This window comes from Shimia sp. MIT910701 (assembly GCF_047126315.1).
In the GTDB taxonomy this organism is placed as follows: Bacteria; Pseudomonadota; Alphaproteobacteria; order Rhodobacterales; family Rhodobacteraceae; genus Shimia.
On the sequence record NZ_CP138953.1, the window covers coordinates 2,968,304 to 2,979,628 of the forward strand.

At 58.9% G+C, this 11,325-nt stretch carries 11 protein-coding genes; 7 read left to right on the forward strand and 4 right to left on the reverse strand.

Annotated features, from left to right (window positions below; genetic code table 11):
• Positions 1–41 precede the first annotated feature (41 nt).
• On the reverse strand, positions 42–773 hold the full coding sequence (locus tag SIB38_RS14355; RefSeq protein ID WP_412550437.1) for a substrate-binding periplasmic protein: 732 nt from the start codon (positions 771–773) through the stop codon (positions 42–44).
• 89 nt (positions 774–862) lie between these two features.
• Positions 863–1,948 (reverse strand): PA0069 family radical SAM protein, encoded by a 1,086-nt coding sequence (locus SIB38_RS14360; protein WP_412550438.1) that lies wholly within the window; start codon positions 1,946–1,948, stop codon positions 863–865.
• Between the two features lie 220 nt (positions 1,949–2,168).
• Here SIB38_RS14360 and SIB38_RS14365 point away from each other — a divergent pair, with 220 nt between their 5' ends.
• From SIB38_RS14365 to SIB38_RS14375, 3 genes are all read left to right on the forward strand, one after another.
• Positions 2,169–2,870 (forward strand): corrinoid protein, encoded by a 702-nt coding sequence (locus tag SIB38_RS14365; RefSeq protein ID WP_294114882.1) that lies wholly within the window; start codon positions 2,169–2,171, stop codon positions 2,868–2,870.
• 86 nt (positions 2,871–2,956) lie between these two features.
• Entirely contained in the window at positions 2,957–3,649 is a 693-nt protein-coding gene (locus tag SIB38_RS14370; RefSeq protein WP_412550439.1) for a methyltransferase domain-containing protein, read from the forward strand.
• Entirely contained in the window at positions 3,646–4,287 is a 642-nt protein-coding gene (locus SIB38_RS14375; protein WP_294114887.1) for a DUF1638 domain-containing protein, read from the forward strand. Before SIB38_RS14370 ends, SIB38_RS14375 begins: the two co-directional genes overlap by 4 nt.
• Positions 4,288–4,326: 39 nt before the next feature.
• On the opposite strand, the gene SIB38_RS14380 is transcribed toward SIB38_RS14375, so the two are convergent.
• Positions 4,327–5,562 carry an ATP-grasp domain-containing protein gene (locus SIB38_RS14380; RefSeq protein WP_412550440.1) on the reverse strand — a complete coding sequence of 412 codons (1,236 nt, stop codon included), beginning with the start codon at positions 5,560–5,562 and terminating at the stop codon, positions 4,327–4,329.
• Positions 5,563–5,706: 144 nt separating this feature from the next.
• A complete protein-coding gene (locus tag SIB38_RS14385) occupies positions 5,707–6,330 on the reverse strand; it encodes a helix-turn-helix domain-containing protein (RefSeq protein WP_294114890.1) in 624 nt (207 codons plus the stop codon).
• 84 nt (positions 6,331–6,414) lie between these two features.
• Between SIB38_RS14385 and SIB38_RS14390 the strand changes: the two genes are divergently transcribed.
• The 4 genes from SIB38_RS14390 to SIB38_RS14405 all read left to right on the forward strand — a co-directional run bounded on the left by SIB38_RS14390 (position 6,415) and on the right by SIB38_RS14405 (position 11,253).
• On the forward strand, positions 6,415–7,935 hold the full coding sequence (locus SIB38_RS14390; protein WP_412550441.1) for a class I adenylate-forming enzyme family protein: 1,521 nt from the start codon (positions 6,415–6,417) through the stop codon (positions 7,933–7,935).
• Positions 7,932–8,585, forward strand: a complete 654-nt coding sequence (locus SIB38_RS14395; protein ID WP_294114893.1) for a DsbA family oxidoreductase — start codon at positions 7,932–7,934, stop codon at positions 8,583–8,585. The genes SIB38_RS14390 and SIB38_RS14395 overlap by 4 nt, the downstream gene beginning before the upstream one ends.
• 191 nt (positions 8,586–8,776) lie before the next feature.
• Positions 8,777–9,994 (forward strand): multidrug effflux MFS transporter, encoded by a 1,218-nt coding sequence (locus SIB38_RS14400; protein WP_412550442.1) that lies wholly within the window; start codon positions 8,777–8,779, stop codon positions 9,992–9,994.
• Between the two features lie 41 nt (positions 9,995–10,035).
• Positions 10,036–11,253, forward strand: coding sequence for an MFS transporter (locus SIB38_RS14405; RefSeq protein WP_294114897.1), 1,218 nt, complete (start codon positions 10,036–10,038; stop codon positions 11,251–11,253).
• Positions 11,254–11,325: the final 72 nt, after the last annotated feature.

The window sequence follows — 11,325 nt, forward strand, 5'->3', positions numbered from 1 at the left end:
AGACCACCGCCCATAACGCTGTTTTTCAATTCCAAAACCCCTCAAAAGGCGTATTTTGACCGCAGCGTCGCAACCGTGTCGCCATTCTCTGCCAGCCACGTATTGAAAGCCTCCACAACGTCCGCACGGTTGCTGGAAGACACATGATAATTCGACACGGAGTGCGGCAGACTCTCATCAAACACCAGTGCCGTCTCGTCTTTGCCCAACTCACGCAAAACACGGCGGATCACATCCTGATTGGCATAGGCCCCGTCAATCCGCCCAACCAGCGCTTGACGCACCATGCCAATAAAGCTGGAGTTCTCCTTGAGCTTCACATCGCCGCTATTGATCCGATCGAGCCAGGAATACGGCGTGAACCCCAAAACCGTGCCAAGTTGATCAACCTCGTCTGCTGGACGCCCAACATGCTCAGGCAACACCATCACGCCATCGATCGCTTCAACCACAACGTCGGAATAAACCACGCCCTGACCGTCTTTCAGTTCCGGCGACCAATAGGCGTTGTCCGGGTATTTCAGGTCCACATCCCCCGTGACCACCGCCTGCATCAGCCGGGTGATTGGCAAGGCTTTGAACTCCAGTTCATACCCTTCATCCTCCGCAAAGGCGGTCAAAAGGTCCGCCCCAAATCCGGTGTAACTCTGCCCGTCCCAATTGTAGTGCGGAAGGTATTCAATGTTTTCCACGCCCACGACTAGGCGTTCGGCGGTGGCCACTCCGGCCGTACAGGCCAACGAAAGGCCAACTGCTGCAATCACGTTCTTCATAGTCCGTCTCCTATGGAAATAACTCAGACCCGCAGCATCAGGGCCTGAAACTTTCCAATGTGTTGACTTTCGCAAAAGCTGAAACAGTTTCAGAAAAGCGCCAGTTGTCCATCCCGCGCGAGTGGCACCTCAAACAGATCACAGCGCAGTTTGGGCATCTCTTCATTCAAGCCAAAACGCACACGGGCTTTCTCCACCCGCTTCGCGATCATCTCCGCATAGATCCCCTCGCCCCGCATGCGTTTGTTGAACTCCGCGTGATACAGCTCCCCGCCATGCATCTCCCGCATCCGCGCCAGAACTTTTGCCGCGCGCCCTGGATTGGCCGCCTCTAACCATTCCTCAAACAACGGCGCCACCTCCATTGGCAGACGCAACATGATCCAAGCCATGCCGGTAGCACCGGCGTCCGCAGCTGCCTCTATAAGCGCCTCAACCTCATGATCCGTCAAACCCGGCACCACCGGCGCCAGCATCGCGCGCACCGGGATGCCCGCCTCTGTGAGCTTTCGAATGATCTCCAACCGCCGTTTGGGCAAGGGACAGCGTGGCTCCATCGCGCGCGATAGGCCCACATCCATCGTCGTCAAAGACACCCCGACCTGCGCCAGACCTTTGGCCGCGATGTCACTCAAAATATCAATGTCGCGCTCGACCAATGTGCCTTTGGTGGTGATGGCCACCGGATGATTAAACCGCTGCAAAACCTCCAACACTGAACGCATCACACGATAGCGCCGCTCAATCGGCTGATACGGATCGGTGTTGGTGCCAATCGCCAATAGGCTGGGCTGATAGGCTTTGCGCCGCAACTCTTTCTCCAGCACCTCCGCCGCCTTCGGCCGCGCCACCAGCTTGCTTTCAAAATCCAACCCCGGCGACAGCCCCAGATAGGCATGTGTCGGCCGCGCAAAACAATAAGTGCAGCCATGCTCACACCCACGATAGGGATTAAGGGAGCGATCAAATGGTATGTCCGTCGACGTATTGCGTGTGATCACTGACCGGGGCCGCTCCTCACTCACCTCAGTGACAAAGGCACCCCGCTCTTCCGGGATCTCCCAACCATCCTGTACGTCCTCGCGCTCCAGCTCATAGCGCCCAGGCGCATTGCTTTGCGCCCCCCGCGCCTTGCGCCGTGCCACATCGATTTTGGACTGTTTCAGGTCAGACATACGCCCAAAATAGAACAAAAAGTGAACAAATACAACAAACCCCATGATCTGGATGAGAAACTTTCATCTCTCACATGATTTTTGCCCCTACACGTCGCACCCGGCGCTGGCTATGTCGCTATTCAGACAGTTTGCCCGCTCAAAAGCATTGAAAGCTGGGGTATATTGAATAGCAACCGGTGCCCGCTTCGGGCCCCCGCCAGGGTATGGGAATACGCGCATGTCAGAAGAAGAAGACGACATCATCCTGTCCGAACTCAATGACGAGGAACTTGTCCAACAGATGTTTGACGACCTCTACGATGGCCTCAAGGAGGAAATCGAAGAAGGTGTGAACATCCTGCTGGAACGCGGCTGGGAACCCTACCGCATCCTGACCGAAGCGCTGGTGGGCGGAATGACCATCGTTGGCGCTGACTTCCGCGATGGTATCCTCTTTGTCCCTGAAGTGCTTCTGGCGGCCAACGCCATGAAGGGCGGCATGTCCATCCTGAAGCCTTTGCTGGCCGAAACCGGCGCGCCACGCATGGGTTCTATGGTCATCGGGACCGTCAAAGGCGACATTCACGACATCGGCAAGAACCTGGTTTCCATGATGATGGAAGGCGCTGGTTTTGAAGTGGTGGACCTCGGCATCAACAACGCTGTTGAAAGCTACTTGGAAGCGCTTGAAGAGCACAAGCCGGACATCCTCGGCATGTCTGCCTTGCTCACCACCACCATGCCCTACATGAAGGTTGTCATCGACACGATGGTCGAGCAAGGCCTGCGTGATGACTACATCGTTCTGGTTGGCGGTGCCCCACTGAACGAAGAGTTTGGCAAGGCCATTGGCGCAGACGCCTACTGCCGTGACGCGGCTGTGGCCGTCGAAACCGCCAAAGAATGGGTTGCGCGCAAACACAACCAGATGAGCGCCTGATCAGGCCCTATCCCTTTGCTCACTCCCCGAGCGATTTGATCCGGCCCGCCCTTCACAGGCGGGCCGTTTTTGTTCAAGGTACCGACATGTCTGGACTTTACTCCCCCGATCTCGCCCGCATCCACGCCGAAGGCTACAACGACACCTTTGACGAGGCACACGACTGGCTCGCCGCGCAAATTCTGCACGGCCCCGCCAACGCCCATCTGTTTGACATTGGCTGCGGCGATGGCACCTGGCTTTCCGTGGCCGAAGACCGCGGCGTCATGGGCGAAGGCGTTGACCTCTCTCCGGCCTTTGTGGAAATCGCCCAAGCTCGTGGCCTTCTGGTCAAACAAGGCAACGCAGCCGACATCCGCATCCCCAAAGGCACCACCGCGATCACCTGTCTTGGAGAAGTTCTGAGCTACATAGACGCCACCACCAAACGCGACACGCTTCTGCCCGTGGCCCGCGCGGCGTTTGACGCGCTGCCCTCCGGCGGTCTGCTCTTTGCCGACCTCATCGGCCCCCGATGCCTACCCAAAGCGCCACGCAACACTGGCATAGACTGGCAAATGCGCATTGAAGTCACCGTCGAGCGCGGCCTCCTCACCCGCCGCATCGAAACCCAGGTGGGCGATCGGTTTGACACGGTCATCCACCAGCAATCCCGACGCCATCCGGCAAGCACTAAACAGGCGCTTGAAGCCATCGGCTGGCGTTGCGAGATCCTCGATAGCTACGGCCCTGCAGGGCTTCTCCCGGGACGTTTTGCCATCAAGCTGACCAAGCCATGACGCAACTCCCCAACGACAGAACGCTGGCGCAATCTGGCCTTGCCCCCACTGGCTCAACCGGCCGCATACTTCTGCTGGCCTGCGGCGCGCTCGCGCGTGAAATCCTTGACCTGATCAAACTCAACAACTGGTCCCACATGGACCTCACCTGCCTGCCCGCCATCTTCCACATCCATCCAGAAAAAATCGCGCCGGCCGTTCGCGACGCCGTTGCCAAACATCGCGACAGCTACGCCGACATCTTTGTGGTCTACGCTGACTGCGGCACCGGCGGGCAGCTTCAACAAACCTGCGACGAACTAGGCGTCAAAATGATCGCAGGCCCCCATTGCTACAGCTTTTTTGAAGGCAACGACCGCTTTGCCAAAATCGCTGAAGACGAATTCACCGCCTTCTACCTGACCGACTTTCTGGTCCGCCAATTTGACGCTTTTATCATCAAACCCATGGGGTTGGATCGCCACCCCGAATTGATGGAGATGTACTTCGGCAACTACGAGAAACTGGTCTATCAGGCCCAAACCGACGATCCCGCGCTGACCGAAAAAGCCAAAGAATGTGCGGATCACCTCGGCCTGGCCTTCGAGCGTCGCTTCACTGGCTACGGTGACATGGCCACCGCGCTCAAGGCCCTATAAAATAGGAGGCGCCCCAATTTGGAGCGCCTCTCTAACCCTTTAGGACAACCGCCGCGTCGGCGTCTTGTCTGTCGTGTCTTCAGACGTCTCCGCTCGACGGTTCTTCTCCAACAGCGCCTCAAACGCATCAAATATGCGCTTCATGTGCTTGCTTTTGTACGGAAAAACCTCTTCGTCATCCATGTCATGCACGATCAGCGCATTGTCCGCTTCAAACACGACCAGATTGCCATCCGGGTCTTCGGCGCAATCCACACCAAAGTAATCCAGATCAATCGCATCGGTCAGCGCGCCAAACCCACTTTCGTGTCGCGTCACAAACCGGCGCTCAAAACTGTCCATCCAGGCCGCCTCTTCGGCGCGCTTCTCGGCAAACTCTTCCATGCGCGCGTTCAGGTACCAAAGGTCCCACTGGTCCGCGATGGCCATGTGGCATGGGAAAGGCTGCCCATCCACAAAGATCACGCGGTATTTGCGATAAAACCCGTCTTCCCGCGTTGCGTAACGGATATACTCGGAGACGAAGAACGCGACTTCATTGCGCTCAAACAGGTAGTCACTCAACGCATCCCGGCTTTCGATCAGCACCAGCCCTTCGCCCGCATGGCTACCTACCGGCCGCACCACATAGGGGTAATCCCCAAGCGCCGCCAAACTGTCTTCCGCCGCTGCATCTTCCAGTTCCCAGCGGTCAAACCGCTGCGTCTTCGGCAAAGTCAAACCCGGTTGGCCGGCAAACATCGCTTCAAGCGAATCCCGCTCAAGATCTACCTGACCATTTGGTAAGTTTACCACTTTGGTTCCCACTGCTGCGGTCAACGCGCGCACCTTGTTCTGAAACGCTTCGGCCTTCACACTGTCCGCAGGAGCGGCGCAAAACGCCACATCATGGGCAGGCAGATCGATCTGCTCGTCGCTCTCAACATTCAGATAATAAGTCAGAATTTCAACATCTGCACCCTGCAGCAAAAACTCAATTGGGGTGTTGCCTCCAATATGGCTCGGTTCAGCAAACACCAGCAGTTTAGTGCGCGCGCCATCTGTTTTTTTGGTGCTGAAAATACGTTGACGCTTCAGCGCCTCATCCTGCCAGGCCAGCCCTGCTGCGCGGTTGCCCTGCAACTGATCAATCACCGACAGATCCATAAAGATGCCGTCCGCATCTTTCCCGGTGAACACTTTGCTCAGCAGCTCATTGCGCAGAGGCTGCAGATCGACGCCGTCAAACGCCATCTTCGTCAGGCTCGCAAGCCCGCTTCTTTCTTGAGGTTCCATTCTGGCTCCTAATTTTCGTGCCCTACTGGAATGCCCCAATCGTTGTTAAAAATAGGTGCAAGCAACCATTACAATTTTCACTAACTGCAAATTTGTTTTGTCGGAGATCAAAGGCTCTTGGAAAAACCACTGCTCCCCAACGGCTTACACCAAAGATGTCACCCACAAAATTGTCGCATCGTCTTCGCTGACCGACACCACATTGTGGCCCATTGAGCCATCGTAATAAGCACTGTCTCCGCGGCGCATTTCCACCGGTTCATAAAACTCGGTGTAAAGCGTGATCACGCCAGTCAGCACATAGAGAAACTCTTCCCCATCGTGCCGCACCCAGCCGTCAAACTCGTCCATCGACCGCGCCCGCACGCGCGCCCGATATGGCAACATCGCCTTCTTGCGTAGCCCCTCGGCCAAAAGCTCATGTTCATAGGTGGTGGTCACCTGCCGGGTGCCTTCACCGGATTTCACCACCGACATCCGCCCGTTGACCTGATCCTTCTGCGGCGCAGTGAACAGCTGCGGCACAGAAATCTCCAAGCCCACCGCCAGTTTCTTCACCGCGTCATACGTCGGCGACATCTGGCCATTCTCGATCTTGGACAGCGTGGACCGCGCCAAACCAGCCTGGCTCGCCGCCTGCTCCAGCGTCCAGTTGCGAGCCTTGCGCAGCTCACGCACACGTTCACCAAGGTCCAGCGGCTCAACATGATCCTGCTCGCCGTTTTCACGCGCGATCTTGATCAAGGATTTTGGGTCTTTAGAGGTCATGCGCGCTTATATCCCGCACAAGACGCAACTGGCAACCGCCTCCTGCCTCTTGCACGTGTCGCTCAAGCCGCATAGGCCATTTCCATGCTTTCGATCTTTGACCAAGGCCCGCCACCGCCCTGCCCGTCCTCCTTCAACATGGCCGCCCATGTGCTGCGCCATGCGGACCGTTTGGCCGACAAAGAGGCCCTGCGCGTGCTATCCCCCAACACGCCCGAAAGCTGGACCTACGGCGCGCTAAAATCCGCCATTCTCGGCACTGGCACAGGTTTGTTGCGTGCAGGTCTAAATCCCGGCGACCGCGTGTTGATGAGGCTCGGCAATACGGTCGAATTCCCAATTGCCTACCTCGCCTGTATCGCGGTTGGTCTGATCCCCGTACCAACGTCCTCACAGCTGACCGAGGCCGAAGTCACCAGGATGGTCGAACCTCTGGAGCCCGCCGCCATCTTGCGAGATCCGGAGGTTTCCACTGCTTCAGGTTTTGATCGTAAAACGCTGACAACACACAACCTTCTATCGTTTCACTCCTATCCACCAGCCGACTTCAACATGGGCGATCCCAATCGACCTGCCTACATCATCTACACCTCCGGCACCTCTGGCATCCCCCGCGCAGTGGTTCACGCCCACCGCGCGATCTGGGCGCGCCAGATGATGTTTGACGGCTGGTACGATCTGCACGAGGACGACCGCCTCCTGCACGCCGGTGCCTTCAACTGGACCTTCACGCTTGGCACCGGCCTGATGGACCCTTGGACCAAAGGCGCCACCGCCTTGATCCCGGCACCCGGCACGGCAACCGACGCCCTGCCAGACCTTCTGCGCGACAATCACGCGACCCTGTTTGCCGCCGCGCCGGGCGTCTACCGCAAGATACTGGCAACCACCGAAAACCCGGCGCTTCCGGACCTGCGCCACGGCCTCTGCGCAGGTGAAAAGCTGTCTGAGCCGCTGCGCACTCAATGGAACGCGGCCACCGGCACCAAACTCTACGAAGCCTTCGGCATGTCCGAATGCTCCACATTCATCTCCGCCAGCCCAGACCACCCGGCCCCCAAAGGCACGCTTGGCCGCCCCCAAACCGGCCGCCACATTGCGGTCCTCGACGACACCGGCCCAGTCCCGCGCGACACCCCCGGCACCATCGCCGTCCACACATCCGACCCCGGTCTGATGCTTGGCTACCTCAACGCACCCGAAGAGACCGCCGCGCGCCTCCAGGGCGACTGGTTCCTCACCGGCGATCTGGGCCAAATGGACGCCGACGGCCACATCACCTACATGGGCCGCGCGGACGATATGATGAACGCCGGTGGCTTCCGCGTGTCCCCGTTGGAAGTTGAAGCCGCCCTGCTGCCCCACCCGGACATCACCACCATCGCCGTCACAGATGTGGAGGTCAAAACCGACACCCGCATCATCGCCGCCTTCTATACCGCCGATCACGATCTCGTGGAGGACGAATTGAAAGCCTTTGCGCAGACCCATCTGGCACGTTACAAGCAGCCTCGGCTCTTCAAACGCCTGCCCGCGTTGCCCACCAACGCCAATGGCAAACTCAACCGCCGCGCTCTGCGCGAGACCTACAAGGCATCCACATGATCAAACTCGACATCATCTCCGACCCGATCTGCCCGTGGTGCTTCATCGGCAAGTCTCGCCTGATGAAAGCTTTGGAGGCCGAGCCCGATCATCCCTTTGTGATCGAGTGGCACCCGTTCCAGCTCAACCCGGACATGCCGGCCGAGGGCATGGACCGCCGCGAATACTTGGAAACAAAGTTTGGCGGCAAGGAAAACGCCGTGCGCGTCTATTCCGAGATCGAGCAACACGCCACCGAGGAAGGTCTGGAGATCGACTTCGCCGCCATCAAACGCACGCCCAACACCATCAACGCCCATCGGCTGATCCACTGGGCAGGCATCGAGCAAAAACAAAACGCTGTGGTCGATGCGCTGTTTGCGGCCTACTTCAAAGAAGGCCGCGACATCGGTGACACGGATGTGTTGGCAGATATTGCCGACAGCGCGGGCATGGACGCCGCCGTGGTGCGCAAGTTGCTGGAGTCCGATGCCGATGTTGAAGACATCCGCAAACGCGATGCGCACAGCCGCGAAATGGGGGTGAACTCGGTGCCTACATTTATCGTGGCCAACCAACACGCCGTGCCTGGTGCGCAACCTGCCGACCTCTGGCGGCGCGTCATTGCCGATCTGAAAGCTCAGACGGCGACGGAAAACGCCGCGGAATAGTCACTGAACCAGCGTTCATTCTTCACTTGTGAACCACAGCGCCCCGCGCTACCCTAGTCCGGTCAGCCCGCCATTTTGCGGCCTGACCACTCAAGCACGATCACCCGACTGGTGTGGGCCAGAGACGACACAGCAACGCCGCCGCGTGCTGTCCGCTCGCCTGCCTGTCGTCCTTTTTGACGGAGCAAGTCATGACCAAAGACAATCTGCCGATGAGCCAGGTGGAATTCATCGCCCTCTGCGCCATGATGTTCGCCACCATTGCGTTTTCCATCGACGCTATGCTCCCGGCGCTGCCACAAATCGCCGCCGAGCTCAGCCCCGGCAGCCACAACACCGAGACCCTGATTGTCATGTCCTTTGTCATGGGCATGGGCATGGGCACGTTTTTCACCGGCCCGCTGTCAGACCGCTTTGGTCGCAAGCCGGTGCTAATCTCCGGCGCGATACTCTACATCCTCTGCGCGTTCATCGGCTGGATGAGCCAAACCCTGGAGTGGCTGCTCTTCGCTCGCCTGTTCCAGGGCATGGGCGCAGCAGGTCCGCGCGTGGTCACCCTTGCCATCGTGCGTGACCTCTTCTCTGGCCGCGAAATGGCCCGCATCATGTCCTTTGTCATGATGGTTTTTATTATTGTGCCTGCCGCAGCGCCACTGTTGGGGCAATTCATCATCGACCTGTCGTCCTGGCGCGGCATTTTTGTCGCCTTCATGCTTTTCTCCCTGACATCTGTTCTCTGGATCGGCATTCGCCTGCCAGAGCCGCTGCCGGTTGAGAACCGTCGCCCCTTCAGCATCGGCAAACTCATTGCGGGACTGCGCGAAATGTGGGGCATTCCCTCCGTGCGCACATCCATTCTGGTGCAATCTCTGATCATGGGCTGTCTCTTCGGGCTGATCGGCTCGGTGCAACTTGTGTATGATCAAACCTATGATCGCGCCGCCGAGTTCCCCTATTGGTTCGCTGGCATCGCACTGGCCTCCGGCACAGCGAGCCTTCTCAATGCCAAACTTGTCGTCAACCTCGGGATGCGCTTCCTCGTCACGGTAGCGATAGCAGGTAAGGCCATTTTCGCTGCGGTTATGTTGTTCTTTGTAATGACACCGGACCTGAACGTTCAGTTCTATGCATTTGCCCTGTGGCAATTGACCGTGTTCTTCTCCATCGGCTTGACGATCGGTAATCTCAACGCCATGGCGATGGAACCGCTGGGCCATATGGCCGGCACCGCTGCCTCCGTGATGGGCGCGCTGTCCACCATCTTTGGGGTCATCCTGGCTGCTCCGATTGGTCTGGCGTTTGACGGCACCCCGTTCCCGCTTGTGCTTTCTGTTGGCGTGCTGGCCTTGATCGGCTTCATGCTGATGTTGCACATGCGCCGCATCGAAGCCCGCGCTGTGGCCGCCTAAGAGCGCTTGCACATCCGCTGGTCGTGCGAAACAGTGGCCGCATGACCAGCGCATTGATTTTCCGTAACCGCAATTACCGCCTGCTTTTTGCTTCCGGCGCCCTGACCAACCTCGGCGACGGCCTTGTCATGCTGGCCATCCCTTGGCTGGCAACCCTGCTAACGCGTGATCCTGTGGCCATTGCCGCCGTCGCAGCCGCGGGTCGCCTGCCTTGGTTGTTTTTTGCCTTGCCCGCCGGAGTGATCGCCGATCAGGTCGACCGTCGCAAACTCATCGCCCGTGCTGACCTTCTGCGCGCCGCGCTGGTGGGTGCCATTCTCTGGCTCGCCCTTAGCGCACCCGGTCCAAGTGCCATCTGGCTGCTTGCTGCACTGACCTTCCTTTTGGGTGCCGCCGAAGTCCTGCGCGACAACGCCGCTCAAACCATTCTACCCGACATCGTCACCGCTTCTGATCTGGAGGCTGCCAATGGCCAAATGTGGAGCGTGGAACAACTCACCGGCCAGTTCATCGGCCCGCCGCTCGCAGGCTTCCTGATCGCTTCCAGCGTCGCTCTGCCCTTTGGTCTCGACGTCGCCGCGCTGGTCCTCGCCGCCGGCCTCGTCTGGATGATCAGCCTCGCGCCACGCCCCAAAGTGCAACAGAACTTCTTCGGCGCTCTCAAAGAAGGCATCGCCTTCATGCGCTCCGATCAACTACTCCTGCGCCTCGCGGTCGTGCTGGGCTGCGCCAATTTCATCGCCACCGCCACAATGACGGTACAGGTGCTTTTTGCGCAGGACGTGCTCACCCTCACCGCCACCCAATACGGTTTCCTGCTCTCCATCGCCGCGCTTGGCGCCATCACCGGCAGCCTCACCGCCCCCAAATTGGTGCAATGGTTTGGCACCCAGGCCTGTCTCTATGTATCTATCGCTACCTGGAGCCTCGGCAATGCCACGATCGGCCTAAGCAGCACTGCCGTGCCCATGGCCCTAGCGCTGTTCTCGGTGATGGCCGCTTCCATGCTCTGGAACGTGATCACTGTTTCTTGGCGTCAACGTCGCATTCCAACCGAGCTTCTGGGCCGCGTGAACAGCATCTATCGCTTCTTTGGCTGGGGCAGCATGCCACTTGGCGCGATGGCCGGTGGGGCCATGGTTGCACTTCTGGAACCCTCGCTGGGCCGAGACCTCGCCCTGCGCGCGCCTTTCCTGGCCGCCGCCGCGCTCTGCCTCTGCCTATTGCTCTACGCCATCGCTCGCCTGCGGTTGGACTGACGCCGGGTGTCCTTTGGCCCAGAACAGCGCGGACATCTGAGGGCAGCGCCCCCATCCTGTCTGCGCAGAACG

Coding starts and splice junctions, on each gene's coding strand:
- SIB38_RS14355 (WP_412550437.1), bottom strand. CDS start 773: ATGAAGAACGTGATTGCAGCAGTTGGCCTTTCGTTGGCCTGTACGGCC.
- SIB38_RS14360 (WP_412550438.1), bottom strand. CDS start 1,948: ATGTCTGACCTGAAACAGTCCAAAATCGATGTGGCACGGCGCAAGGCG.
- SIB38_RS14365 (WP_294114882.1), top strand. CDS start 2,169: ATGTCAGAAGAAGAAGACGACATCATCCTGTCCGAACTCAATGACGAG.
- SIB38_RS14370 (WP_412550439.1), top strand. CDS start 2,957: ATGTCTGGACTTTACTCCCCCGATCTCGCCCGCATCCACGCCGAAGGC.
- SIB38_RS14375 (WP_294114887.1), top strand. CDS start 3,646: ATGACGCAACTCCCCAACGACAGAACGCTGGCGCAATCTGGCCTTGCC.
- SIB38_RS14380 (WP_412550440.1), bottom strand. CDS start 5,562: ATGGAACCTCAAGAAAGAAGCGGGCTTGCGAGCCTGACGAAGATGGCG.
- SIB38_RS14385 (WP_294114890.1), bottom strand. CDS start 6,330: ATGACCTCTAAAGACCCAAAATCCTTGATCAAGATCGCGCGTGAAAAC.
- SIB38_RS14390 (WP_412550441.1), top strand. CDS start 6,415: ATGCTTTCGATCTTTGACCAAGGCCCGCCACCGCCCTGCCCGTCCTCC.
- SIB38_RS14395 (WP_294114893.1), top strand. CDS start 7,932: ATGATCAAACTCGACATCATCTCCGACCCGATCTGCCCGTGGTGCTTC.
- SIB38_RS14400 (WP_412550442.1), top strand. CDS start 8,777: ATGACCAAAGACAATCTGCCGATGAGCCAGGTGGAATTCATCGCCCTC.
- SIB38_RS14405 (WP_294114897.1), top strand. CDS start 10,036: ATGACCAGCGCATTGATTTTCCGTAACCGCAATTACCGCCTGCTTTTT.